This is a genomic window from Nocardiopsis coralli, assembly GCF_014892575.1.
In the GTDB taxonomy this organism is placed as follows: Bacteria; Actinomycetota; Actinomycetes; order Streptosporangiales; family Streptosporangiaceae; genus Nocardiopsis; species Nocardiopsis coralli.
In genome coordinates, this window is the sequence record NZ_JADBGI010000030.1 from 47,670 (window position 1) to 73,086 (window position 25,417).

At 72.4% G+C, this 25,417-nt stretch carries 21 protein-coding genes and 1 pseudogene; 13 read left to right on the top strand and 9 right to left on the bottom strand.

The annotated features are described in order from the left end of the window. Positions 1-1,030: 1,030 nt before the first annotated feature. Together IDM40_RS24875 and IDM40_RS24880 are read right to left on the bottom strand one after the other, a co-directional pair. The gene (locus IDM40_RS24875) at positions 1,031-2,086 is read right to left on the bottom strand and encodes a 3-deoxy-7-phosphoheptulonate synthase (RefSeq protein ID WP_193124493.1); all 1,056 of its coding nucleotides are present in this window, start codon (positions 2,084-2,086) and stop codon (positions 1,031-1,033) included. Positions 2,087-2,268: 182 nt separating this feature from the next. After that, positions 2,269-3,984 (bottom strand): AMP-binding protein, encoded by a 1,716-nt coding sequence (locus IDM40_RS24880; protein ID WP_193124494.1) that lies wholly within the window; start codon positions 3,982-3,984, stop codon positions 2,269-2,271. Positions 3,985-4,245: 261 nt separating this feature from the next. Here IDM40_RS24880 and IDM40_RS24885 point away from each other — a divergent pair, with 261 nt between their 5' ends. Next, a complete protein-coding gene (locus tag IDM40_RS24885; protein ID WP_193124495.1) occupies positions 4,246-5,157 on the top strand; it encodes a DUF4429 domain-containing protein in 912 nt (303 codons plus the stop codon). Between the two features lie 148 nt (positions 5,158-5,305). Continuing rightward, the gene (gene pip, locus IDM40_RS24890; protein WP_193124496.1) at positions 5,306-6,265 is read left to right on the top strand and encodes a prolyl aminopeptidase; all 960 of its coding nucleotides are present in this window, start codon (positions 5,306-5,308) and stop codon (positions 6,263-6,265) included. An 83-nt stretch (positions 6,266-6,348) separates the two neighbouring features. On the opposite strand, the gene IDM40_RS24895 is transcribed toward pip, so the two are convergent. Further along, the gene (locus IDM40_RS24895; RefSeq protein ID WP_235997920.1) at positions 6,349-8,715 is read right to left on the bottom strand and encodes a DUF4153 domain-containing protein; all 2,367 of its coding nucleotides are present in this window, start codon (positions 8,713-8,715) and stop codon (positions 6,349-6,351) included. Positions 8,716-8,984: 269 nt separating this feature from the next. Between IDM40_RS24895 and IDM40_RS24900 the strand changes: the two genes are divergently transcribed. Continuing rightward, entirely contained in the window at positions 8,985-9,176 is a 192-nt protein-coding gene (locus IDM40_RS24900) for a ferredoxin (protein ID WP_017616136.1), read from the top strand. Positions 9,177-9,263: 87 nt separating this feature from the next. On the opposite strand, the gene IDM40_RS24905 is transcribed toward IDM40_RS24900, so the two are convergent. Both IDM40_RS24905 and IDM40_RS24910 read right to left on the bottom strand, forming a co-directional pair. Then, complete coding sequence (locus IDM40_RS24905) at positions 9,264-10,517, bottom strand: NAD(P)/FAD-dependent oxidoreductase (protein ID WP_216631297.1); 1,254 nt, start codon at positions 10,515-10,517, stop codon at positions 9,264-9,266. Positions 10,518-10,599: 82 nt separating this feature from the next. Further along, complete coding sequence (locus tag IDM40_RS24910; RefSeq protein WP_193124498.1) at positions 10,600-11,568, bottom strand: asparaginase; 969 nt, start codon at positions 11,566-11,568, stop codon at positions 10,600-10,602. Between the two features lie 245 nt (positions 11,569-11,813). Between IDM40_RS24910 and IDM40_RS24915 the strand changes: the two genes are divergently transcribed. Further along, a complete protein-coding gene (locus IDM40_RS24915; protein ID WP_193124499.1) occupies positions 11,814-12,713 on the top strand; it encodes a 3'-5' exonuclease in 900 nt (299 codons plus the stop codon). Here the strand turns inward: IDM40_RS24915 and IDM40_RS24920 are convergent. From IDM40_RS24920 to IDM40_RS24930, 3 genes are all read right to left on the bottom strand, one after another. Then, the gene (locus IDM40_RS24920; RefSeq protein WP_193124500.1) at positions 12,694-12,954 is read right to left on the bottom strand and encodes a hypothetical protein; all 261 of its coding nucleotides are present in this window, start codon (positions 12,952-12,954) and stop codon (positions 12,694-12,696) included. The genes IDM40_RS24915 and IDM40_RS24920 overlap by 20 nt on opposite strands. A 132-nt stretch (positions 12,955-13,086) precedes the next feature. Continuing rightward, positions 13,087-13,737 (bottom strand): TetR/AcrR family transcriptional regulator, encoded by a 651-nt coding sequence (locus IDM40_RS24925; RefSeq protein WP_193124501.1) that lies wholly within the window; start codon positions 13,735-13,737, stop codon positions 13,087-13,089. Positions 13,738-13,897: 160 nt separating this feature from the next. After that, positions 13,898-14,572: a biliverdin-producing heme oxygenase gene (locus IDM40_RS24930; RefSeq protein ID WP_193124502.1), complete on the bottom strand. Its 675-nt coding sequence runs from the start codon at positions 14,570-14,572 to the stop codon at positions 13,898-13,900. A gap of 398 nt (positions 14,573-14,970) precedes the next feature. On the opposite strand from IDM40_RS24930, the gene IDM40_RS24935 reads away from it, so the two are divergent. The 6 genes from IDM40_RS24935 (at position 14,971) to IDM40_RS24960 (ending at position 21,464) form a co-directional block, all read left to right on the top strand. Beyond that, positions 14,971-16,251: a PP2C family protein-serine/threonine phosphatase gene (locus tag IDM40_RS24935; RefSeq protein WP_193124515.1), complete on the top strand. Its 1,281-nt coding sequence runs from the start codon at positions 14,971-14,973 to the stop codon at positions 16,249-16,251. Then, positions 16,248-18,260 carry an ATP-binding protein gene (locus tag IDM40_RS24940; RefSeq protein ID WP_193124503.1) on the top strand — a complete coding sequence of 671 codons (2,013 nt, stop codon included), beginning with the start codon at positions 16,248-16,250 and terminating at the stop codon, positions 18,258-18,260. The genes IDM40_RS24935 and IDM40_RS24940 overlap by 4 nt, the downstream gene beginning before the upstream one ends. Before the next feature lie 45 nt (positions 18,261-18,305). Then, positions 18,306-18,740 carry a response regulator gene (locus IDM40_RS24945; RefSeq protein ID WP_193124516.1) on the top strand — a complete coding sequence of 145 codons (435 nt, stop codon included), beginning with the start codon at positions 18,306-18,308 and terminating at the stop codon, positions 18,738-18,740. A gap of 91 nt (positions 18,741-18,831) precedes the next feature. After that, on the top strand, positions 18,832-19,365 hold the full coding sequence (locus IDM40_RS24950; RefSeq protein WP_193124504.1) for a low molecular weight protein-tyrosine-phosphatase: 534 nt from the start codon (positions 18,832-18,834) through the stop codon (positions 19,363-19,365). A 2-nt stretch (positions 19,366-19,367) separates the two neighbouring features. After that, positions 19,368-20,321, top strand: coding sequence for a fructosamine kinase family protein (locus tag IDM40_RS24955; protein ID WP_407940045.1), 954 nt, complete (start codon positions 19,368-19,370; stop codon positions 20,319-20,321). A 75-nt stretch (positions 20,322-20,396) separates the two neighbouring features. Beyond that, positions 20,397-21,464, top strand: coding sequence for a Gfo/Idh/MocA family protein (locus IDM40_RS24960; protein WP_193124505.1), 1,068 nt, complete (start codon positions 20,397-20,399; stop codon positions 21,462-21,464). Between the two features lie 6 nt (positions 21,465-21,470). Here the strand turns inward: IDM40_RS24960 and IDM40_RS24965 are convergent, their stop codons facing one another. Beyond that, positions 21,471-22,058, bottom strand: coding sequence for a TetR/AcrR family transcriptional regulator (locus tag IDM40_RS24965; protein ID WP_193124506.1), 588 nt, complete (start codon positions 22,056-22,058; stop codon positions 21,471-21,473). Between the two features lie 110 nt (positions 22,059-22,168). On the opposite strand from IDM40_RS24965, the gene IDM40_RS24970 reads away from it, so the two are divergent. From IDM40_RS24970 to IDM40_RS29015, 3 genes and pseudogenes are all read left to right on the top strand, one after another. Then, on the top strand, positions 22,169-23,176 hold the full coding sequence (locus IDM40_RS24970; RefSeq protein WP_193124507.1) for an aldo/keto reductase: 1,008 nt from the start codon (positions 22,169-22,171) through the stop codon (positions 23,174-23,176). A gap of 127 nt (positions 23,177-23,303) precedes the next feature. Then, the gene (locus tag IDM40_RS24975) at positions 23,304-24,665 is read left to right on the top strand and encodes a four-carbon acid sugar kinase family protein (RefSeq protein WP_193124508.1); all 1,362 of its coding nucleotides are present in this window, start codon (positions 23,304-23,306) and stop codon (positions 24,663-24,665) included. Between the two features lie 58 nt (positions 24,666-24,723). Then, positions 24,724-24,990 (top strand): annotated as a pseudogene (locus tag IDM40_RS29015) (hypothetical protein); the annotation flags it as partial. Positions 24,991-25,417: the final 427 nt, after the last annotated feature.

The window sequence follows — 25,417 nt, forward strand, 5'->3', positions numbered from 1 at the left end:
TCGGCATCACATGACCGTGTCCTGGGGTGGATACGGGCTGAGGTGGCCGGGCCGGTGCGGCATGCATAGGGCTGGGCTTCAGGCGTCTTCCGCTTCGCGGCGGGCACTCGCCAGCGCTCGCGCCCGCCACGAAGCGGATCTTGGGTGGGCGTACCGAGATCGGCTCTTCCGTGCTAGTGGCCTTCCGGTCCTGGTGCCCTGAGCGGATCTTGGGTGTGCGTCCCGAAAAGGCTCTTCCGGAGCCTTCCTGGCCTTCCGCTTCTGGTGCCCTGCGCGGGCTTTGGTGCTTGCCCGGGGCGGATCTTGGGCGGGTGTCCCGGGGTGGCCCTACCGGGCCAATGGCCTTCCGCTTCTGGCGCCCGTGGTGAGTCTTGGGCGCGAGTCTCAGGAGGCTGTGGGTATTCGCCCTCGGGACGTGCCCAGGGGTTGCCGGAATGGCCATACCGGGGCGGGCAGGACTTCCTGCCCCGGTGCCCGGGACGGGCGCCGGGTACCTCCCCTGGGGAGGCAGTCGGCATGACATGAAGGTGCCCCCGGGCTGGACCCGGGGGCATCGTCGTGTGGAGGGCTCCGCGGAAGTGGTGCGGGTGAGGGCCCCTGCCGGTGCGGCATGCACGGGGTTGAGCTTCAGGCGTCTTCCGCTTCGTGGCGGGCACTCGCCAGCGCTCGCGCCCGCCGCGAAGCGGATCTTGGGTGTGCGTCCCGAGATCGGCTCTTCCGGGGCCTTCTGGCCTTCCGGTCCTGGTGCTCTTAGCGGATCTTGGGTGGGCGTACCGAGATCGGCTCTTCCGGGCCAATGGCTTTCCGGCCCTGGTGCCCGGAGCGGGGGTGACCTGCGCGAAGCGGATTCTGGGTGCCTGTCCCAGGACGGCCCTACCGGGCCAATGGCCTTCCGGTGCTGGTGCCCGGAGCGGGCTTTGACTGGGTGTCGCAGGGCGGCCCTTCCTGGCCTTCCGCTTCTGGCGCCCGGCGCGGGCTTTGGGTGCTTGCCCGGGGCGGGGCTTGGGCCCCGCCCCGGGCGCTACCGGTGTCAGGCCTTGCGGCGGCGCCGCACCGACTCGGCCAGGTCCGAGAGCACACCCTCGGTGGTCTCCCAACCCATGCACTTGTCGGTGATGGACTGCCCGTAGGTGAGCTCCGCCGGGTCGCCCAGCTTCTGCGCCCCCTCCTCGATGAAGCTCTCCAGCATCACACCGACGATGCCCTTCTGGCCCTCGGCCAGCTGCTCACCGATCGAGGCGGCCACGGCCGGCTGGCGCTTGTGGTCCTTGCCGCTGTTGGCGTGGCTGGCGTCGATCATCAGACGGCGGGGCAGACCGGCGCCCTCGATCACGTCCAGGGCCTGGCCCACGTGCGCGGCGTCGTAGTTCGGGCCGCCGCGGCCGCCGCGCAGGATCACGTGGCCGTCCGGGTTGCCGTCGGTCACCACGACCGAACCGGCGCCGCGCGGGTCCACACCGAAGAACGTGTGCGAGGCGGCGGCAGCGCCCACGGCGTCCACGGCCACCTGCACGTCGCCGTCCGTGCCGTTCTTGAACCCGACCGGGGTGCTCAGGCCGCTGCTCAGCTGGCGGTGCACCTGGCTCTCCGTCGTCCGCGCGCCGATCGCGCCCCACGAGACGACGTCGGCGATGTACTGCGGGGTGATCGGGTCGAGGAACTCCGTGCCCGCGGGCAGGCCCAGCTCGTTGATGTCCAGCAGCAGCTCACGGGCGGTGCGCAGGCCGCGGTGCACGTCGTAGGTGTCGTCCAGGGCGGGGTCGTTGATCAGGCCCTTCCACCCCACGGTGGTGCGCGGCTTCTCGAAGTAGACGCGCATGACCACGCACAGCTCGTCGCGCACCGACGGCACGAAGGCCTTCAGGCGCCGGGCGTAGTCCATCGCCGAGGCGGGGTCGTGCACGGAGCACGGACCCACCACCACGAGGAGGCGGTCGTCCTGGCCGTCGAGCACCCGCTTGACCTCGGTGCGGGCGTCGGCCACCAGGGCGCTGCTCTCGGCGCCCAGGGGGAGCTCGGCCAGCAGGTCCTTGGGGGCGATGAGCGGCTGGTAACTGGCCACCCTCGTGTCGTTCGTGCTCGGCATCGTGCCTTCCCCTCGGTACGCGTGTCACGGGTCCGCACCGGGCCTCGGCGCCCGGCCGGAATCCGCTCTTTCCGGAGTGGACGCTGCGGAGGCGCTGCCGATTCCGGCTGGGAGAACAGGACCCGCGTCTCACAGAGCGAGACGATGCCGGGGCGTTCCTGTCGACGGGGGGAGCCGGCCGGTCAGTCCACGAGGTCCTCTTCCCAGAACTCGTGGCGGTTGCGGGATCCGTCGATGACGGACCCGCGGTCGGCCTCCGCGCGCCGCAGTTCCACTCGCCGGATCTTACCCGAGACCGTCTTGGGCAGTTCGGTGAACTCCACCCGTCGGACCCTCTTGTACGGGGACAACCGCTCCCACGAGTACTCCAGGACCGAACGTGCGGTCTCCTCGTCGGGGGACGCTCCCTCGGCCGGGACCACGAACGCCTTGACCACCGACAGGCGCAGGGGATCGGGCGAGGGCACCACCGCGACCTCCGCCACCGCGGGGTGCTCCGACAGCACGCTCTCCAGTTCATATGGTGAGATGCGGTAGTCGGAGGCCTTGAAGACGTCGTCGGTGCGGCCCACGTAGGTGAGGAAGCCCTCGTCGCCCCGCACCGCGACGTCGCCCGTGTGCAGTACCCCGCCCCGGGTGACCTCCCGCGAGAGCGCCGTGTCGTCGGCGTACCCCTGCATCACCCCGACCGGGCCCTGTCCGAGGTCGACGCACAGCTCCCCGGGGTCGCCGTCTGCCACCGGTTCCCCGGACTCCGGGTCGAGGAGCACCATGTCGTAACCGGGCAGCGGGTGGCCCATCGACCCCGGCACCACGACCTGGCCCGGAGCGTTGCCCACCAGCATCGTTGCCTCCGTCTGCCCGAACCCGTCGCGCACCGTGAGGTCCCAGGCCGTGCGCACCTTCTCCACGATGTCCGCGGTCAGCGGCTCACCCGCCGAGACCACCTCCCGCAGCTGCACGTCCCGGGAGGCCATGTCCCGCTCCGCGAGCATGCGCCACACGGTCGGCGGCGCGCACAGGGTGTCGACGCCGCGGTCGGTGAGTTCCTCCAGCAGGCGGTCGGGGTCGAAACGCAGGTGGTTGAGGACCAGCACCGTCGCCTCGGCGTTCCAGGGCGCGAACACACTGCTGAACGCGTGCTTGGACCACCCCGGCACGGAGATGTTCAGGTGCACGTCGCCCGGCTGCACGCCCAGCCAGTACATCGTCGACAGGTGTCCGACGGGGTACGAGATCCGCGAGTGCGTGACCAGCTTCGGCAGCGCCGTCGTGCCGGATGTGAAGTAGACCAGGTACGGGTCGTCGGGCTCGGAGCGCTCGGGCGGGCGGAACTCCAGCCCCGCGTGCTCGGAGTCGGCGTAACTGAGCCAGCCCTCCATGTAGCCCACGCAGATGCGGGTCCAGTGGCCCTGCAACCCGGCGAACTTCTCCGTCTCCGGCGGGCCGCAGACCACGTGCGCGATCTCCCCGCGCTCCAGGCGGTCCACGAGGTCGGTCTCGGTGAGGGCGACCGGGGTCGGGCACAGGACCGCGCCGAGCTTGAGCGCGGCGAGCATGCACTCCCACAGCTCCACCTGGTTGCCGAGCATGAGCAGGACCCGGTCGCCGGCGTGCACACCCTGCGAGTTCAGCCAGTTCGCGACCTGGTTGGAACGCTCCGACATGTGCCGGTAGGTGTAGCGCGAGTGCGAACCGTCCTCCTCCACGATCCACAGCGCGGTGCGGTCGGGGCGGCGCTCGGCGACCTCGTCGAAGTGGTCGATCGCCCAGTTGAAGTCGTCGGTCGCGGGCCAGGTGAACCGATGGTGCGCGGTGGCCTGCTCCAGACGCAGCTCCAGGAGCAGATCGCGTGCGGCGCGGAACTCCGCCGCACCGACGGAGGCATCGTTCGACATCGCTTCGCCCTCCGGGTCGCTGGGACGGGGAGGCCGGCCGGGGCGGTGTCGGCGCGCTCGCGATGTGCGCGCCCGGGCCCCGTCCGGACCGACCGTGCGGAGGTTCCTACCCGGGATCGGAACGGGTGACGCCTGTCGTGCGAGGGGCGGGGGAGGCGTGCGGGACGCCGGGATACCGCCCCCGGACGCGGCGGGCGGGCGCCCGCGTCGGACCGGGTCACCGGGGTGTGGGAGCGCCCCCGCCGCCGTAGGATGTCCGCCATGGAGGAGCTGCGTGGACGACACGGAACCTGGCGGCTGGGCCCGGACGAGGTCCGGTTGTCCTTCTCGGGGCGCCGTGTACCCGCGCTGCTCAAGGCCCTCGGGTCGTGCTCCGTCCCCCTCGGCGCGATCGCCGGCGTCGACTTCGACCGGGGCGACCGCAAACACGGGTGGCGCATGCGCCTGCGCCTGGTCGAGGGCGCCGACCCCTACGCCGGGCTGGGCGCCGCCGAGAGCGAGGACCTCACCCCGCTCCTGCTCACCGGCCCGCACGACCAGGAACTGCTCGCGGAGTACTTCGCCGACCAGATCGCCTCCTCCGCGCGGATGGAACGCGAGACGTCCGGGAGCCCTGCATCCGTCGACGTCGCCCGGTCGCTGGTCGCGCGGGTTCCGTTCCGCGCCCGCACCGGGGAGGGGCGGGCCGATTTCGACGGGAACCGGGTCCGTCTGACGTGGGACGGGTTCTTCGCGAGCACCGCCAAGGGGACCGAGGAACACCGTGACTACGCGCTCGCGGAGATCGAACGGGCGACTTGGCACCCGCCCGTGGACATCAGCGAGGGGTGGCTGCGGATCGTGCTGCGCGGGGTCACCATCGCCGAGGCCACCGACATCAGCCACGACTTCTTCACCCTGGCCACCCACGGTGCCAAGGGCAGTGAGGAGGCGTTCCTCATGGCCGCCACCGTCAACGCCCACCTGGCCGGGGGAGGCGGCGGGGCCGTCGCCGCCGGCCCCGGTCCCGAGCAGATCGAGGCCGCGCCCGCCGGCGGTGGCAACGGCGGGAACGGTGGCGGCGGCGAGGAGATCTTCGCCAAGATCCGCGAACTCGGCCGGTTGCGCGACGAAGGCCTGGTCACCGACGAGGAGTTCGCCGCGAAGAAGACCGAGCTCCTGGCCCGGCTCTGAAGAACGGAAGCCGGCTTCCGGGGGACCCGGGTTCCCCGAGGCGGCCCGGGCCGCGGAGCCCCCACGCCCCGCCCGGCACGTACGACCCGCAAGTCCGGCGCCGCAGCCCGCGGCGCACCACCCCGACAGCCACGGAAAGGCCTGCAACGTGCGCACCCTGTACCCGCCCATCGAGCCCTACGACTCCGGCATGCTCGACGTCGGCGACGGCAACAGCATCTACTGGGAGCTGAGCGGCAACCCGGAGGGCAAGCCGGTCGTGTTCCTCCACGGCGGCCCCGGAGGCGGAACCAACCCGAACCAGCGGCGCCTGTTCGACCCGGAGAAGTACCGCATCCTCCTGTTCGACCAGCGCAACTGCGGGCGTTCCACCCCGCACGCGAGCGGGATGGACACCGACCTGTCCGCGAACACCACCTGGACGTTGGTTGAGGACATCGAACGCCTGCGCGCGATGGTCGGTGTGGAGGCCTGGCAGGTCTTCGGCGGTTCCTGGGGCAGCTGCCTCGCGCTGGCGTACGCGCAGACCCACCCCGACCGTGTCACCGAGCTCGTGCTGCGCGGCATCTTCACGCTGCGCGAGGAGGAGATCAGCTGGTTCTACCAGCACGGCGCGTCGATGCTCTTCCCCGACCTGTGGGAGAACTACCTGGCCCCCATCCCCGAGGAGGAGCGTGGCGACCTCGTATCCGCGTACGCGCGCCGACTCAACGCGCCCGACCGGGAGACGCGGCTGGAGGCGGCCCGCGCCTGGAGCGTGTGGGAGGGTTCCACGGTCACGCTGCGGCCCGACCCCGCGGTGCGCGAGCAGCACGCCGGCGCCGAGTACGCGCTCGCGTTCGCGCGGATCGAGAACCACTACTTCAGCAACCTCGGCTTCTTCACGCCCGGCCAGCTCATCGACGGTGCGGAGCGGATCCGCCACATCCCCGGGGTGATCGTGCAGGGGCGGTACGACGTGTGCACGCCCGTGCGTACCGCGTGGGACCTGCACCGGGCGTGGCCGGAGGCGGAGTTCCACATCGTCGACGACGCGGGGCACGCGTTCAGCGAGCCGGGGATCATGGACCGGCTCCTGGGGGCCACGGACCGGTTCGCGAAGGGGTGAGGGCGCTTTCCCGCTGACACGTGTCGGCGGGGGCGCACCCCGGGGTCGCACGTCGGTGGTGCGCCCCGGGCCCCGTCCGGGCGTCAGTAGGGTTCCCCGTCCATACGCGGTTCGGCGCAGGTCGTGCGCGCGTCGGGGGCGGAACCCCTGCCGCCGTCCTCGCGCTCGGCGTCCCCGGGGCCGACGTCGGTGGGGTCGCCGTACCCGTCGCCGACCTCGAACGGGCCCTCCTCCTGCAACAGGGTGTGCGCCTGGTGCCGCGACAGGTTCCAGGACCACACGTCGTCCGGTTCCTCCACCCGGCTCTGCAGGATCTGGACCGCGCAGGCCCGGTCGTCGCCCTCCAACTCCACGAGCGCGGGCAGGGCGTCGGCGGACAGGCCGCGCAGGTAGCCGGTGTCGATCTCGGCGAGGTCGAGGTCGTGGTGGCTCTCCGCGATCCGGGCGTCCGGGTTGCCCGCGGCGAAGGCGAGGAGCGCCGCGGCGGTGGCTGCGACGGTCGCGCGCGGCAGCCACCCGGCGCGACGGCCCAGCGTGTTGAGCGCGCCCACGGCCACGACCAGTGCGAACACCACGGCGCTGAGCACGATCCAGGCCTCGGCGGTCGCCCGCATCCGGGTCAGCCCGAACGTGTCGATGTACAGCTGGAGCCGCACCATGGCCGAGGCCAGGATGACCATGGTCAGCAGGCACAACGCGCCGAGCAGGGCGTTGCGCAGCGTGCGTCCGCGTCCGGGGCGCTTGGGGACGAGCCGAACGGACGCACCCACGACGCCCATGACCAGGGCGCTCACCACGACGAGCTGGAAGAAGCCCTGGCGCGCGTACTCGGCGTAGGTGACCCCGGCGACGCGCTGGACGTAGGCGTCTCCGCCGAACAGCGTCACAGCCTGGACCGTGAGGAACGCGGTGAACAGCAGCACCACCGCGCCCAGCGGGACCGCCCACGACCAGGCCGGTGCGGTGGAGTGCGCGGGGGCGGTGGTCGGCGCGGGCTTCGGGTCCCGGGCGGGGCGAGGCCCCGGGAGGCGGCGGCGTGCGGCCAGGACCGCGCCCGTGGTGGCGGCCATCGCGACGAGGGCGCTGAAGAGGGAACCCACCGAACCGCCGTCCACGGTCAACGAACGGAACGGGCGCACCGCGAACTCCCGGAAGACCGGGTCGGCCAGGACCAGGAGCGTTCCGAAGGCCAGGAGCAGCGCGGCCGTGATCCCGGCCGTGGCGAGCACCGGTACGGCGTTGGTGCGGGAGGAGACCCGGCGGACGGGACGCGCCAGGAACCGGGGAGCGGCGGCCGTGTTGCGCACGACCGCGGTGGCGCCGGCGAGGAGGCCGGCGGGGTTCTGACGGGCCGCCGGGTTCCGGGTCGCGAACGCCAACGACGCGAGGAGGAAGGACGCCGGGAGGGTCCACAGCAGGACCCAGCCCGCGTCGAGGAAGAGGGCGGTGGAGAGCAGGAGCGCGGAGGCCACGCCGTAGACCGCGGCCCAGGCACGGGAACGGTCGTCGGGGGTGTCGGTGTCGCCGGTGGTCTCCGCCTCCTCGGCCGCCTCGGTGCCCTCGTGCTCACCGGTTGCCGGAGCGTCCCGCGTGCCTTCTGTGTCCTCCGGGGCCTCGGGCTCCGTGTGTCCCTGGGGTTCCTCGGGGAGCGGAGGTGCCGGACGCGGTGCGCCAGGTGCGGGCCCAGGAGAGCCGACAGGCACGGGTCCCGCAGAGCCGTCGGGGATCGGGGCCCGGTCGCCCTCGGGCACACCGGGGCGCACCAGCAGTGAGACGAACGCGGCCAGCCCGCCCACGACGCCGGCCGCGACCAGGCCCAGCCCGGGGCGGTCGAAGGTCACGGCCACCGCGGCGAAGACACCCACGGCGAGCACGACGGCCGGGAGCCAGAACGGCGCCTCGGGCGTGGGCATGCGCGAGCGGGGAGGAAGCAGGTCGTACTCGGGCGGGTCCGCGTAGCGCCCGTGCTCCGGGTAGAGGGCTCGGTCCGGGTGCGTCGGATATGGCGAGTGGGCCGGATGCGGTGGCCCGTGCCGGCCGTGCGGCAAGTGCGGCCCGTACGGTCCGTGTACGTTCGGCGGCCCCTGCGCCTCGTGCGGCCCGTGTGCTTCGCGCTGCTCGTGTGCATCGCCCGGATCGCTGGACGTGCTCGGCCCGTGCTCATCGCCCGGCCTGCGCGCCTCGTCCTGATCTTGCTCCTCGCCGGGGGTGTGCTCCGCGCGGCCTTCTGGCCCTTGTGCCTCGTCGGGCACGTGCGCCTCGTGCTGCTCGTGCTCCTCGCCCGGCCTGCGCGCCTCGTCCGGCCCGTGTGTCTGGCCGGGGGTGCGCTCCGCGCGGTCCGCGTCCTGCTCCTCTGGTCCGGGCGGGGTGCCGGCCGCGTCCGGCACTTGTGCCGGGTCCGGCCCGTGCTCCGCGGGATCCTGCCCCGTGTCTCCTCGGTCCCGTTCCATGCCCACACCCTCGCTCCCGCTCCATCTCGTGCCCGTGTCGATGAAGGCTGGGACACACCGGGACGGTCCGGGGTTCTGCGCTGGCCGGGAACGGCCGGTCGCGGCTGTTCCGCGGGCGCCGTGAGCGCTCCGGGGGCGTCCGGCGTCCGGCCCGGGCGACCAGGAAGAACATGTTGCAGGCGGGGTAATAGGGGCTTTATGTGCCGGTTTTGCGCACGGAACGTGTTCTAGGGTCGAGGTACATCCGCGCAAGAGGAAGGAACACGAGCATGCGAGTCGAGGTCGACTACGACCAGTGCGAGAGCAACGCCCTGTGCATGGGGCAGGCCCCTGAGGTGTTCGAGGTCCGCGACGACGACTTCCTGTACCTGCTGACCGAGGAGCCGGGGTCCGACCAGCACGAGAAGGTCCGGCAGGCCGCGCGCCTCTGCCCCAAGCAGGCCATCACCGTTCACGAGTGACGCCGCGCGGGGTGTGCCGGGGCACCTGAACCCTGGGGGCCGTCCCGCAGGTCCCCAGGGCCGTCGCCCCGGCGCCCCGGGCCGCCCTCAGCCGGCGCCGGCGGCGGCCAGCGCCTCCTCCCACGTGGTCGGCTCCTCCAGGAGCGCGCGGTACCGCATGGTCCGCGGCGTCGACCGCAACCCGACCACGCCGGTGAGCATCCAGTCGCGTCCGAGGAAGGCGACGAACTTTCGGTCCTCGGGCGAACCGTGCACGAAGCTGACCTGATCCGCCGGGGCGCCCTGGCCCAGCAGCTGGATCTTCATCTTGTATTGGTCGGACCAGAAGTAGGGCACCGGGGTGAAGGGTGTGGGCTCCTCACCGGCGGCCCGGGCGAGCAGGTTGCGCGCGGCGATCTCCCCCTGCTCGCCGGCGTTGGTCCAGTGCTCCAACCGGATCCGGCCACCGAACCGCGGGTGCGGCCAGTTCGCCAGGTCGCCCACCGCGTAGACCCCCGGAACCGTGGTCTCCGAGTACTCGTCGCAGGCCACCGACCCGTCCTCGAGCAGTTCCACACCGGAACCCTCGAGCCACTCGGTGTTGAGGTGCACCCCGATCCCCGCGACCACCAGCGTCGCGGGCACCTCGGAACCGTCGGACAGCCGCACCCGCTCCACCCGGCCGGAGCCCTCGTACCCCGTCACACTCACGCCGAGCCGCACGTCCACACCGTTCTCCCGGTGCAGGTCGGCCAGGACCTCGCCCACGGCAGGGTGCACGACCCGCGGCATCGGGGTCTCCTCGGCCTCCACGAGCGTGACGTCCATGCCGACGGCCCGCGCGCTCGCGGCCACCTCGGCGCCGACGAACCCGCCGCCCACGACCACCAGGCTGCCGCCGGAGTCGAACTCCGCGCGCACCGCCTCGGCGTCGTCCAGGGTGCGCAGCACGTGTACCCCCGCCAGGTCGGTGTCGGGGCGCCGCGCCCGCGCCCCTGTGGCGATGACCAGGCCGTCGTAGGGAAGTCTCTCCTCACCGTCGGGCCCCTGCACACGCACGAGCCTGTTGTCGGTGTCCAGGCCCACGGCGCGCCGCCTCAGCCGGAAGTCGGCCCCGATCGCCTCCACGACGGTCTCGTCGCGCAGCTGCAGCGCCCGGTGCCCGGCCAGCCACCCCGGCTCGCCGCCCGACGGGGTCAGCCCGGCCCCGGTCAGCACCTCCTTGGAAAGCGGAGGGCGGGAGTAGGGCCGGTGCTCCTCCTCACCGACGATCGTCAGTCCGCCCAGATACCCCTGGGTGCGCAGTGCCTCGGCCGTGTGCAGCCCGGCCATCCCCGCGCCGACGACGACGATCTCCTCCATGCTCTCCCGCACCGTGTGCCACTTCCCTTCGTGTCCGTTGGTCTGCCGTGCGCCGGGGCCGCGCCGTGCGGCGGCCCGCTCCCTAGAGCGGCCGTACCTCGCCCACGACCTTGTCACCGCCCTCGACGTCCACACGCAGCCGGTCGGCCACGGGCGAGACGTCGACGCCGAGCGCACGCAGGGCGTCGAGCCCGACCAGGGTACGGGCCCGCTGCTGGGCGTCGCCGTCGCTGATCTTGACCGCGACGGCCTCCCCGCCGGGTGTGCTCAGCACGAGGACCCCGTCGGCGCCGACCTTGGAGACCAGGCCCGGCATCCGCTGCATGAGGTCGGTGTCGACCCGCTCGTGCCCGGTCCCCGAGACGTACTCCGGGTGGGCGCTCATCGCCTCCAGCACCGCGCGCTCCGGGCTCCCGTCGGGCGCGGTCCGCATCGACCACAGGCCCCGCGCCAGTCCGGCCAGGGTGACCGCCATCTGCGGCGCCCCGCACCCGTCCACGGCGGTGTGGGCGACCGGTTCCCCGCACAGGTCCTCGATGGTCTCGCGCACGAGCACCTGCAGCGGGTGGTCGTTCTCGCGGTAGTCGTGCGTGCTCCACCCGCTGCGCACACACGCGGTCAGGAACCCGGCGTGCTTGCCCGAACAGTTCATCAGCACCGGCTCCGGCCCATGCCCGCCCCGGACGTGCTCGGCCTGCGCTGCCTTGGTCCCGGGGATGGCGGGCGGGCACTGGAGCGCGTCCGGTGCCAGCCCGGCCTTGGCGAGCATCCTGCCGACCTCGGCCGCGTGGAACGTCTCGCCGCCGTGGCTTCCCGCGGCGATCGCCAGCGCCTCGCCCTCCAGGTCGGCTCCGGCGCGCAGCATCGCCACGGCCTGGAACGGCTTGGCGGAGGAACGCGGGAACATCGCCTGGTGCACGGGCCCGCGGGCGTATCCGATGCGCCCGTCGGCGGCCAGGCCGACCACCGCTCCGTAGTGGACGCTCTCCCGCATCTCGGATCGGACCGCCTCGGCCAGGGGCACGTACTTGGGGCTCGGGTTCTGGGGCATGGGAGGGGATCTCCTGCTCTTCGCGGCCCGGGCGGCGCGGGTCGCGCACCGGCCGGGCGGTCTGCGGGGGAACGTGCACCCGGGGGGATGCACCCGCTCGGAACGCCGCAGACGGGTGCTTTCTTCCCTCCTCGCCGCCCATCCGCGCGTCGCCGGGAAAAGCCTGTCCGAGGTGGGCAGTAGGGTCGGATGCCGTACCCGGGCGCGGACCGGGACGATCGACGGCCAGGAGGGTGGACACGACCATGGGAACGCTGCGAACGGGTGCTCTGACCCGCCGAAGGGTCGGGGTGCGGGCGGCGGACCTGGAGTACGCGGTGCTCGACATGGAGACCACGGGCCTGGACCCGGCCTCGGGCGCCCGCGTGGTCGAGCTCGCGGTGGTGCGGGTGCGCGGCGACGGCAAGGTCGTGGAGGAGTTCAGCACCCTGGTCGACCCGCGTGCGGACGTCTCGGGGCAGGAGTTCCACGGCATCGGCGACAGCGACGTGCTGGGCGCCCCCACCGTCGCCGACGTGGTTCCACACCTGACCCGGCTGCTGTCGGGCGCGGTGGTGGTCAGCCACAACCTCGACTTCGAGCGGCGCTTCCTCGGTTCCGAGCTCGTGCCGGCGGGGCTCCCCGAAGGCCAGGCGGGCCTGTGCACGCTGCGTGCGCTGCGGTCCCAGCTCGACCTGGAACGCTACTCCCTGCCCAAGGCCTCGCACGCGCTCAGCGGCCGCTGGCCCACCGGCCAGCACACGGCCCTGGGCGACGCGCGGGCCTGCGCGATGCTCCTGGTGGAGCTCATCGCCAACGCGCCCGGAACGCTGCGCTACCGCGGTCCGGTGCCGCGTGTGCTGGAGGCCCCGCGTGCGAACGGCCCCGAGCCGGTGCGCTGGAAGCCCCGTACCCTCCCGCTCCCGGGCGGCCTGGAGGCCCCGCGCGGCTGGGGTTCGCCGTGGCGCGCGGAGGAGCTCGACCCCCTGCTGTGCGGGGGCGCCTTCGGTGACACCGACCGGATGATCGCCGAGCGGGCGGCGCGCAACGGAACCCGGTCCCGGCGCCGGGTCGCTGCCGCCGCCGCGGTGGCCGGGGGTGTGGCCGCGACCGCCGCGGGCGGCATGCTGGTGCGCCTGGCCGGTCTCAGAAACCGGACAGGGTGAGGAAGAAAGCGATGATCAGGGCGCTGCCGCCGACCGCGGTGAGCAGCGCTCTTCCCTGCTCGGTCAGCTTGGCCGACGCCATCCGCACACGCGGGCGTTCGACCCGTTCGGGTGCGGCGACGGAGCCCGGTCGGGCGGGGACGCGCGGGGGCACGACACGTCCGGGGACGAACTGCGGCACCTTGTTGAACATGGCGACCGCGACCAGCGCGGCGCCGAGGAGGATCAGCACTAGGGGCACGTCAGGGGCCTCACGAGTAGCTTGCTCGGTCTGGGGCCCCTGATTCTTACGGACGTCTCCGTCCGGTAGCGACTCGATATCGCCCGGTCAACACAGCAGGCCGTGTTGCGGGCACGCCATTATCGCGCTGGGTCACGCCTGGCCACTCTCCGCCGCCGGTTTCGGCACCACGGTGTCCACGGTTTCGGTGGGAACGCCCAGGCCGCGCAGGGTGAACCGGGTGATGAGCGCGTGGGTGCGGTCGAGGTCGGCCTCGCCCTGCACGAGCGGGATGCGCTGGGACCCGACCATGGACAGTGTGAGCCCCGCGGTGGCGTGTGCGGGCAGTGGGTCGAACTCCCCGGTGGAGGCGCCCTCCTCCAGGATCTCGCTCAACAGCCGCTGCATCGGGGCGACGTGGTCGGCCAGGCGCTGGTAGGCGTCCGGGCCCAGGCTCGCGCCGAGCTCGGCGGCCGGCGGGTGCGGGTGCTTGACGATGCCTTCCAGCTGGAGCCGGACGAACGCCGACAGGCGCCGCGCGCACGAGACCCCCGACGGGAGTTCCTGCCGGTAGCGCTCCACGAAGGCGTTGTTGATCTGCTCGGTGAAGGCCAGCAGGAGCGCCGGTTTGTCGGGGAAGTAGTTGTACAGCGCGGTGCGTGTGATGCCCGCGGCGCCGGCCACGTCGGTCATGGAGATCCGGTCGATGCCCTGCGACTGGATGAGCGCGTCGACCGCCTCCATGATGCGCTCGCGTGTGCGGGCACGGTGCGCGGCGATGGTGGGGGCGGTGATCTTGGGCATGCCTCCATGGTGTCACGGCGCGCACCCCAACCGGGGCCGTCGGACGTGCTCGGCCGTTCGTGCGTGCGTTCCGTGCGGTGCACTCGGCGCTCGCGCACCACACGGAACGTTCGGGGCAGCGCTCACGCAGTCCTCGGGGGACTTCCCGGGGCCGTCCGGGTCAGGGCGTGTGGGTACGCCCCAGGTCCGCGAGGACCTCGGTGTTGAGCTGGTAGGCCAGGCGCGTCTCCCGCAGCAGGGCGCGCTCGCCGGCCTCCGACAGGTCCAGGGCGTCGAGGTGTTCCTTGTACCGCGCGCGGAACTTCGGCAGGCTTCCCAGGGCCCCGAAGTCGTAGAAGCACACCCCGGGCCCGTCGTCGAACCCGTAGGTCTGGCGGGCGACCTTGGAGATGAACTGCCCGCCGGAGACGTCGCCGAGGTAACGCGTGTAGTGGTGCGCGACGAACCCCTCCGGGTGGTCGGCCATCTGCTGCAGCCGGGCCACGTAGGTGCGCGTGGGGGCAGTGGGGGAGACGAGGCGGTGCCACCCGTCGCCGAGCAGGTGCGCCAGGTCGCGTTCCAGGGCGGGGACCCGTTCGAGCTCGGGCTCCAGGAACGGGGCGGCCACGGGGTGGTCGCTCAGCGCGCGGCCGACCTCCTCCAGTGCCAGGTAGGCGAAGTAGTGCTGGGCAACCATGGCTGTGTAGCCGTCCCGGCCGAGGCGTCCGTCGAGCAGGGCCTGGGTGAAACCGTGCTGCTCCGCGGCCTCGTGCTCGTCCCAGGTCGCGGACTTGAGCCGCTCGGAGAAGAGGGAGGGGGTCTGCTGGGTGGGGGGTGCCGCAGCCGTGGCGCTCACTGTGGTCTTCCGCCTTTCCGTCGGCAATTTCATGACATGATGTCATTTCCCGGGGGAGCGGTGTCAAGTGGTATACGACAACCTGTCATCAACACCCGGGAGGCGTGCGGCTGCGCTGCTCCCGTGCTCCACGGCCTCCCCGGGGCCGCGAGGGATGACCCGCGGGGTGCGGAACTACGTGCACAATGGGGATGCGGTTCCACCCGCAGGCATCGGATGTCTCTCGTCGCGCTCGCTGGTCAAGCGGGCGACGCGGCGATTATCTTGTGGGTGTCGTGCGGTCGGAACCGCCGGTGGGGCCCGGGCCGCCTGCCCGGGCCGGTCTGCGCGAGCAGCGCCGACGCGTCCGGCCCGACCGGAGGCGATGAGTGGAAACCAGGAGCCCAGGGCACGACCCCGTGCCCGTGACCGGCCAGGGAGCGGTCGACGCCGCCCCCGGCGCCAGTGCTGTCCACAGAGGCGGGCCGCACAGGCCCGACTCCCCGGGTGGCGACGGCGTCCTGAACAAGCGGGTGGAGGCTACCGTCGAATCGGTTGACGTACTTCTGGTCGAGGACGACCCCGGCGATGCCATGCTGGCCGAGGAGTTGCTCGCCGACACGGTCCTGACGACCCGTATCACCTGGGTGGAGACCCTCAAGGACGCCAAGGAGAAGCTCCGCAACTTCCGCGGCTGTGTCCTGCTGGACCTCAACCTCCCCGACGCGCAGGGTCTGGATCTGCTGCGCCAGGTCCTCGACGCCGCACCCTCGGCGGCGGTGGTGGTCCTGACCGGCCTCGACGACGAGCACGAAGGGCTGGCCGCGGTCGCCGCGGGTGCCCAGGACTACCTCGTCAAGGGCCAGGTCGACGGTTCCCTGCTCGCCCGCAGCCTGCGCTACTCCGTCGAACGCAAACGCGCCGACGAGAACGTGCGCAAACTCCGCGAGGCCCGCATGCGCGCCCGGGAGAACATGCGCCTGGAACGAGGTCTCCTGCCCCAGGTGCTGTTGGAGCGCTCCCCCCTCAGCCACCGCGCCTACTACCGCCCCGGCCGCAAGCGCGCGCTCGTGGGCGGCGACTTCTACGACGCCGTCGAGAAGGACGGCACCACGCACGTGCTCATCGGCGACGTCAGCGGCCACGGCCCCGACGAGGCCGCCCTCGGGGTCAGCCTGCGCATCGCCTGGCGCGCGCTCATCATGGGCGGGGTCGCCGAGCACGAGGTCCTGTCCCACCTCGAGGGCATCCTGGTCAGCGAGCGCGCGCAGGAGGAGATGTACGCGACGCTTTGCATGGCCAGCCTGGACACCGGGACCGACCGGATGCGCGTGCGGGTGCTCGGCCACCCGCCGCCCATGGTCATCCGCGACGGTGAGGTGAAGGAGATCCAGGCCTCGCCGCAGCCCCCGCTCGGGGTGTTCCCCGTCGAACCCGACTCCGAGCCCGACGTCTTCTCCCTGCCCGAGGGCTCCAGCGTGCTCTTCTACACCGACGGGCTCGTCGACGCCTACGACGACGGCCCGCCCGAGCGCCTGGAGGTCCAGGGACTGCGCCGCCTCGTCGGCCGCATCCTGGGGCAGGGGGTGTCGCTGAACCACCTCCCCGAGCACGTCGTCGACGAGGCCGAACGCAGCAACGGCGGCCCGCTGCAGGACGACGTGGCCATGCTCCTGGTCAAGCACGGGGAACCGAAGTGAGCACCGGAAGCGGCAGCGGCCCCGAGGACCCGGACTCGCAGGGATGGCCCGGGGACCCGCAGGGACACGGCGCCGACCGGGGCCCGGGCGGGGCCCGCGGTGAAGGCCGCGCGAAGGACGAGGGGCCCGCGGGCGCCCGCGACGGAGAGGCCGCCCCTGAGGCGGAGGCCGACCCCGACGGGAAGGCACACCCCGGCGGCGAGCCCGGACCCGACGGGAGCGCCGCGTCCGACGACGAACCCGCCCCCGGCGAGGAGGCCACCGGCGACCCCGGGGACCCCGACGACCCCGAAGGCGCGGCCGGGCACCGCCCCGACGCGGGAACCCGGTTCGTGCACGCCGCCCCGCGCCCGCGCGTGCGCTCCACCCACGAGTCGTGGAGCCTGCGCCGCCGGGTCACCAGCCTGCTCACCGTCGTCGCGGTCGTTCTGGTCGTGGCGGTCTCGGTCATCACCCTGGCCGCGTTCCAGGCCCGCGACTCCCTCAGCCTGCAGGTCGACTCGCTGACCCCCGCGGTGAGCGCCGTGGAACAGACCCGTGCCTCCTACCTGAGCCAGGACCACGCCCTGCGCGGCTACATCCTGACCCAGGACCGCGACTTCCTCCAGCCCTACGTCGAGGCCCGCCTCAACCTGCTGGAACACCAGGCCGACCTCACCCAGCTCGCCGAGGACAACCCCGACGTCGCCGAGAACATCGACGAGCTCCTCGAGGCCGGCGAGGTGTGGTCCGACGAGTTCGCCGCCCCCGCCCTGGAACAGGTCGGCAACGGCGAGACCCCGTCCCAGGCCGACCTCCAGCGCGGCCGGGTGCTGTTCCTGGAACTGGAGCGCATCAGCGACGCCACCAGCCAGCAGCTGCAGGAGGAGATCGAGGAGGCCCGCAGCGGCCTGACCCTGGCCACCCAGCAGGTCGTCGCCCTGCTCGTGCTCGTCGGGCTCGTCGTGGTGTTCCTGTCGGTGTTCCTGTGGGTCATGCTGCAGCAGTGGGTGCTGCGTCCCCTGGAGGAGCTGGCCGGGCACATGCGCCAGGTCTCGGAGGGGTACTACGCGCACCGCATCGCCCTGCACGGGCCGCCCGAGATCGTGCGCCTGGGCCAGGACGTGGACTCCATGCGCGAACGCATCGTCCAGGACCTCGACGAGGTCGCCTTCGCCCGCCGCAAGCTGCAGGAACAGTCCGGGCTCCTGGAGAGCCAGACCGAGGAACTGCGCCGCTCCAACCTCGAGCTCGAACAGTTCGCCTACGTCGCCTCCCACGACCTGCAGGAACCCCTGCGCAAGATCGCCAGCTTCGTGCAGCTCCTGCAGCGGCGCTACCAGGGCCGGCTCGACGACCGCGCCGATTCCTACATCGACTTCGCGGTCGAGGGCGCCAAGCGGATGCAGACGCTCATCAACGACCTGCTGGCCTTCTCCCGGGTCGGGCGTACCAAGAACTTCGCGCCTGTCGACCTGGACGAGGCCTTCACCGACTCCCTGGTCAGCATCTCGGCGCGCCTGGAGGAGGCCGAGGCCGAGGTCACGGGCGACCGCATGCCCACCGTCGAGGGCGACCGGACCCTGCTCACACAGGTCTTCTTCAACCTCGTGGGCAACGCCGTGAAGTTCCGAGGTGAGGACCCGCCCCGGGTGCACGTCGGCGTGCGCCGCGAGGGTGACGAATGGATCTTCTGCTGCACCGACAACGGAATCGGAATCGAACCGCAGTACGCGGACCGCATCTTCGTGATCTTCCAGCGGTTGCATACGAGGGACAAGTACTCGGGCACCGGGATCGGCCTGTCCATGTGCAAGAAGATCGTGGAGTTCCACGGCGGCCGGATCTGGTTGGACACGACCGAACGCGAGTCCGGGCAGACCGGAACCCGCATATGCTGGTCCCTGCCCGTGGCGTCCGAGGAGGAGGGCGAAGAGCCCGCCGAGGACGGTGAGGGCTCCGAGTCCGCCGACGCAGGCGCGGGTCCCTCCCAGGGACCCGGCAGCGGTACGGTTTCCCCCGACGACTAGGGGTCCTCCCCCGGCAGCCGGGGGTCTGTGAGCGTGAGCGAGGTCATGTTGGTGCATCCGATCGAGGTGCTGCTGGTCGAGGACGACCCCGGTGACGTCCTGATGACCAAGGAGGCGTTCGAGGAACACAAGGTGGGCAACCGCCTCCACGTGGTCTCCGACGGCGTCGAGGCCCTGCGGTTCCTCCGCCGCGAGGACGAGTACGCCGAGGCACCCCGGCCCCACTTGATCCTGCTCGACCTCAACCTGCCCCGTAAGGACGGGCGCGAGGTCCTGGAAGAGGTCAAGGGCGACGAGGAACTCGCGCACATCCCCGTCGTCGTGCTCACCACCTCCGAGGCGGAGGAGGACGTGCTGCGCAGTTACCGCCTGCACGCCAACGCCTACGTCCCCAAACCCGTGGACTTCGACCAGTTCATCCAGGTCGTCCGCAAGATCGACGACTTCTTCGTCACCATCGTGCGCCTGCCCCAGGCCTAGACCGCTCGGGAGCCCGGAACCCCTGCGATACGGGGCCACCACGCGGGCAGGAGGCGGGCCGCTCGGCCCGTTCTCCGTTACGGTGAGGGGCATGAGCTTGCCGAAGCAGCGCGACCCCCAGGGCCCTTACCGTGTCGCGGTGGTGTGCCTGGGCAACATCTGCCGTTCTCCCATGGCCGAGAAGGTGCTGCGGGCCGATCTCGAACGCGCCGGCCTGGGAGACCGGGTCGAGGTCACGAGCTCCGGCACCGGTGACTGGCACGTCGGCGGAGCGATGGACCCCCGTGCCGCCTCCACGCTCCGGGTGCACGGTTACTTCACCGGGCACACCGCACGCCAGTTCCGGCCCTCCGACCTGGAGCAGGCCGACCTCGTGCTGGCCATGGACCTCGACAACCACGACGAGGTCTCCGCGGCCGTCGCCGAACGCGGCCCCGAGTACGGCTTCGACGCCTCGCGCCTGCGCCTGTTCCGGTCCTTCGCCCCCGGGACCGGCCCCAACCCCGAGGTGCCCGACCCCTACTACGGCGGGGACGACGGGTTCACCGCGGTGCTCAACATGGTCGAGGCCGCGGCCAAGGGGCTCACGGACGAGCTCGACCGGTACCTGGGCCCCGAGGACTGACGGTGGAGGGTGAACCGATCGCGCGCGACATCAGGGGGCCGGGCAAGGACCCGGCCTCCACCGGCCGGGGCGACCACCCCCGGGACCCCGTCACCGGGACCATGGCCGAACGCCTGGGTGTGATCCTGGGCCGGCCCGTGCGGCGCGCCGCACGCGCGGGCAGCAGCCACGACTGGGAGATCTCCTACGCCGAGCTCGACGACGGCACCCGTCTGTTCGTCAAGGCCCTGCCGCGCCGGGCCCCGGCCACCGGGGTGCTCACCGCCGAGGCGCGCGGGCTCACCTGGCTCGGGCAGGCCTTCGGTTCCCCCGCGCTGCGCCCGCTGGCCTGGGACGAGCGCATCGTCGTACTGCCCTGGGTCGCCGAGGACGAGCCGACGCCGGCCGCCGCCGAACGCCTCGGGCGCCAGCTCGCGGGCCTGCACCTGACCGGGGCCGCGCAGTACGGCGCCCCGTGGGACGGCTACATCGGTCCGCTGCCGATGGACAACACACCCTCCGACCACTGGCCCTCCTTCTTCGCCGAGCAGCGGCTGCGCCCCTACCTGCGCCACGCGCTCGACCAGGGCTCGCTCACTCCGTCCGACGCACGTGTGGTCGAACGCGCCGTCGACTCGGTCGCCGAGCTGGCCGGTCCCGCCGAACCGCCCGCCCGCATCCACGGCGACCTGTGGAGCGGCAACGTGCTGTGGCGGGGCTCGGACGCCGTGCTCATCGACCCCGCCGCCCAGGGAGGTCACCGGGAGAGCGACCTGGCGATGCTGTCCCTGTTCGGGCTGCCGCACCTCGACCGGGTCCGCGACGCCTACAACGAGGTCGCGCCCCTGGCCGAGGGGTGGCGCACCCGTGTGGCCCTGCACCAGTTGCACCCGTTGCTCGTGCACGTGTGCCTGTTCGGCGCCGCCTACCGCACCACCGCCCTGGACACCGCCCGCACAGCACTGCGCGGCAGCTGACCTCGGCCCCGGCAGGCGCGTGAGGGTGGTCACGGGCGGGCCACCCAGGGCGCCGCGGGTGGTTGGATTGAGGGCATGGAGCACGAACACGACGGCCCCGCCCTGCACGTGGCCCTGCTCGGGTACGGCAAGGGCGGCGAGGTCTTCCACGCGCCGCTGATCGACGCCGTCCCCGGGCTGCGCCTGTCGGCCGTGGTCACCGGCGACCCCGAACGGCAGAAGGCCGTGCACGAGCGGTACCCCGACACCACCGTGTACACGAGCGCCGACGAACTTTGGGCGCACGCCGACCGGTACGAGATCGCCGTCGTCTCCACCCCCAACGACACCCACGCACCTCTGGCGCGCGCGGCGCTGGAGGCCGGGATGGCCGTGGTCGTGGACAAACCCTTCGCGCTCACCGCGGAGGAGGCACGCGAGCTCACCGCCCTGGCCGAGGGGCTGGAGCAGGTGCTGACCGTCTTCCACAACCGGCGGTGGGACTCCGATTTCCTGACCCTGTGGAACCTCGTCGACGAGGGCACCCTCGGCACGGTGCACCGGTTCGAGTCGCGGTTCGAGCGCTGGCGGCCCGAGGCCAGGGGCACCTGGCGCGACGCCGGGGAGGTCGAGGCCGGCGCGGGGATCCTCTACGACCTGGGCCCGCACCTGATCGACCAGGCCGTGAACCTGTTCGGTCCCGTGACCGCGGTGTACGCGGAGGCCGCGGCGCTGCGCGAGGGTGTGCGCGCCGACGACGATGTCTTCCTCAGCCTGCACCACACGCGCGGTGGGCGTTCGCACCTGTGGATGAGCGCGCTCGCCGCCGAGCCCGGCCCCCGGTTCCGGGTCCTGGGCAACGCCGGGGCCTACGTGGTCGAGGGCCTGGACGGTCAGGAGGAGCGCCTCGCCGCGGGGGAGGACCCGCGCGCCTCCGACTGGGGTGCGGTGCCCGAGGAACGTTGGGGCCGGTTGGTCACCGGCGACGGCGCCCGCCCCGTGCGGAGCGCACGCGGGGCCTATCCCGAGTTCTACGCCGGGGTGCGCGACGCCGTGGGGGAGGCCGAACCCCTGCCCGTGGACCTGCACGAGGTCGTGCACGGGCTGGAGATCGTGGAGGCCGCCCACCGCAGCGCGCGCACCGGGGCGGTCGTCGAGCTCTAGTCGCGGCTAGCGGGCGCCGGGCTCCTCGGGCCCGAGCGCCGCACGTGCGAAGCCGGCGAGGAAGTCGGTCAGGTCCTCGTCGGCGCCTTCCTCACCCGGGTTGCGCCCCAGCGTCATGCGGGTCAGCTGCGGGACGATGACCGGCCACGCCGCCATCCCGATGAGGGTGAGCAACAGGGGACGGGCGCGTTCGACGGGCAGCCCGGTGGCCTCGGACAGCACGCGGACCTTGTCGTCGTAGAGGGCGGCGCGGCCCTCCTCGTCGGGGAGCGCGCGGTCGCCGTAGTGCAGGGACTCCCACAGCAGCAGGCGGAGCAGGTCCGGGCGGTCGCGGTGGAACTCGTGCACCCTGCGTACGTACTCGGCCGGGTCGGTTCCGGTGTCGAGGGGGACGGAACGGCCGAGCTCGCCGAGTGCCTCGGTGACGACCTGTTGGAAGAGCCGTTCCTTGTCGCCGAAGTAGGCGTAGATGCGCTGCTTGTTCACGCCCGCGCGCTGGGCGATGCGGTCCACCCGGGCGCCGGCGATGCCGTGCTCGGCGAACTCCCCGCGTGCGGCTGCCAGGAGGAGTGCGGCTGTCTCTGCTCGTGCCATGCGCTTCAGGATACGAACGCACCAACCGTTCGGTTGCCCCGAGGTATTGACAACCAACTGGTTGGTTTTCAAGCTGGATGGGGACTGCCCCTCAGAAGGAAGGCGAAGCCATGCGCACCACCACACTCGGCACGAACGGCCCCACCGTCCCCGCACAGGGGCTGGGCTGCATGGGGATGAGCGAGTTCTACGGACCAGGGGACGAGGACGTGTCCGTGCGGACCCTGCACCGGGCCCTGGAGATCGGGGTCACCCACCTGGACACCGCCGACATGTACGGGCGCGGAGCCAACGAGGAGCTCCTCGCACGGGCGTTGCGCGGGCGGCGCGACAGCGCGTTCCTGGCGACCAAGTTCGGGATCGTGCGCACCGACGACCCGGAGGCCCGGCCCGTGCGGGGCGATGCCGCCTACGTGCGCGAGGCCGCCGAGGCCAGCCTCCGCCGGCTGGACACCGACGTCATCGACCTGTACTACATGCACCGGGTGGACCTGGGTGTGCCGGTGGAGGAGACCGTCGGGGCGATGGCCGAGCTCGTCCGTGAGGGCAAGGTCCGCCACCTGGGCCTGTCGGAGGTGACGGCGGAGGAGCTCCGGCGCGCCCACGCCGTGCACCCGATCGCCGCCGTGCAGTCGGAGTGGTCGTTGTGGAGCCGTGACGTCGAGGCCTCGGTCGTGCCCGAGGCCGCCCGGCTCGGGGTGGCCTTCGTGCCCTACTCGCCGCTGGGGCGCGGTTTCCTCACCGGCACGCTCACGAGCACCGAGGACCTGTCCGAGCAGGACTTCCGGCGCGGGCAGCCCCGGTTCGCGGAGGGGCGCCTGGAGACCAACGCCCGGATCCTCGACCCCCTCGCACGCATCGCCGAGAACCACGGGGCCACCCCGGGGCAGGTCGCCCTGGCCTGGGTCCACCACCGCGCGCAGGTGCACGGGCTGCCGGTCGTGCCGATCCCCGGGACCCGCAAGGTGCACCGGCTGGAGGAGAACGCGGCCGCCGCCGACCTCGGGTTGAGCGACGGTGAGCTCCAGGAGCTGGACACCCTCGCCGAGCAGGTGTCGGGGGAGCGGTACGCGGACCTGAGGCTCACCTCCGCCGGTCCGAGGGCCGACCGCAGCTGACCGGACCCCGGTGGGGACGCCGTCCGAGGCGATCGTGCCTGTGGACGGCGTCCCCACCTCTCCTACTTGCGCCTATGTTGGAAGGGGCCCGTCCCCCGGGACCCGCAAGACGAGAAGGAGAGGCGCCGTGGCTCAGGTACTCGTGGTCGCAGACGACCTCACCGGTGCCAACGCCACCGGTGCCAGGTTCGCCCGCACCGGTATGCGGGTGGCCACGGTGACCCCCGAGCACGTCAGCCGGGTCTCCGGCGACCACGACGTCGTCGTGGCCAACCTCGACAGCCGCCACGTCCCCGCCGAACAGGCCGCGGACCTGGTCACCGATGTGGTCGAGGCGGTCTGGCCGGTCGGTCTGGTGGTCAAGCGCACCGACACCACCCTGCGCGGCAACATCGGCGCCGAGCTCGAGGCCGCCTACGACGCCGTGCGCGAGCGGGTTCCGGCCGGGACCCGTGTGCGCGTGCTGTTCTCCCCCGCCTTCCCCGGCGGTGGGCGCATCACCGAGGACGGCGTGCAGCTGCTCAACGGGGTCCCCCTGGAGAGCACCGACCTCGCGCAGGACCCGCTGTGGCCCATGGGCACCAGCGTCGTGCGTGACATCCTCGCCGAGCAGACGCGGATGGCGGTTCGCCACGTCCCGGTCCGCCAGGTCACCCACGAGATGCTCACCGCGGAACTGCGATCGGGCGACGAACCGATCGTGCTGTGCGACGCCAACTCCGAGCAGCAGCTGTCCGACATCGCCGAGGCCGCGGCCGCCGCCCACCACGAGGACGGAACCGTGTGGGTCGCCGTCGACCCCGGCCCCACCGGCGCGCTGCTCGCGTACGCGCTGCGCCTGCGCGGGCAGGCGGGCACGCGCGGGCCGCTGCTGGGGATCTCGGCCAGCACCACCGCCCTGACCGCGCGCCAGTTCACGACCGTGGCCCGCACCGGCGCCGTGCGTTTCGTGGACGTGGACGCGACCGCCCTGAGCGACCCCGGTGACGCACACGCCGGCGCCGTGTCCCGGGAGCTGACCGAGCAACTGACCTCGTCCGGGTTCCCCGACCTGTGTGTCCTGCGCTTGACCAGCAGCGCGGAGGAGGTGCGGGCGCTGCCGTCCCAGGACCGGGCCGAGCTGCCCGTGCGTATCGCGCGGCTCGTCTCGGAGGTCATCCACGAACTCGCCGACACCGAGGGGCCGCAGGCCCTGCCCAGCGGCCTGTACCTGACCGGGGGAGACCTGGTCGCGAGCCTGCTGGACGAGCTCGGGGTGCACGCGTTCGCGGTGGGCGGCGAGGTCGTGCCGCTGGCCGTGCACGGGCACCTGAGCGGGGGCCCGCTCGACGGAACCCCGGTGGTGGCCAAGGGCGGCCTGGTCGGGGACGAGATCACGCTGGTGGAGTGCCTGGCCAAGCTCCGTCGCGCGGTACAGACCCGGCTGCACCAGGTGCACTCCGAGGTGTCGGAGCACGTGGTCCCGGTGCTGAGCAAGGACCCCGCGTAGGGGAGCGGATCCTCGGGAGCCCCGGCACCGTCGGGGTTCCGGGCGGGTCGCGGCGCCAACCTCCCAGGACGGTACACCCAGCGCGTTCAGCCTGGCCCACCCCAAGGGGCTGGAAGAGCGCAAGCAGGCCTTGCACCTGCTGCACGTGCAGCGCAGAGCACCCGTTCCGGGACCGATCGTGTGCGACAAGGGCTTCGCCGGGGCCGGGATCGAGGCCGCGGTGGCAGCGCTGGGCCACACCCTGGTGTGCCCGGCCCTGGGATCGGAGAAGGAGCGGGGCCAGGGCTCTCCGGGTTTTCCCGGTCGGCTGTTCCAGAGGATCGACCGAGGAACCCTGGGGCCTTGGGTGTGGGGGTGTTCTGTGGTGTTGCCTCGGGGGTGGTGGTTCGTCGGGGGTCGGGATCGTAGCCCGGCCGGGCCTTCTCGCAACCCACGTCGGCGCCACCCCCTGACCCTTTCTCTGGGCGGTGATGGTGTCAGCGTTGTGGTGGGTTGAGCACGGCGCCTCGGGGTGTGCGTTCCGGCCCTGTTCCCGGGCTGACCCGACCCGCATCGACGAACCCCTTTCACCCCCGAGGCCCCCGCCCGCAGCCAAAAGAACGGTGGTCACTGCTATCCCCCTGTGGTGGCCCCATTGCGGCCAACGCTTGCGGCGTGGGCATGGTGGCTCGCTCCTGCGACGGCAACGGCACAGGCGCGCCCCGCGCACTCCCGGCAGGGCATTGAGTCCCAGGGGTGGCAAGTGTGCGCAC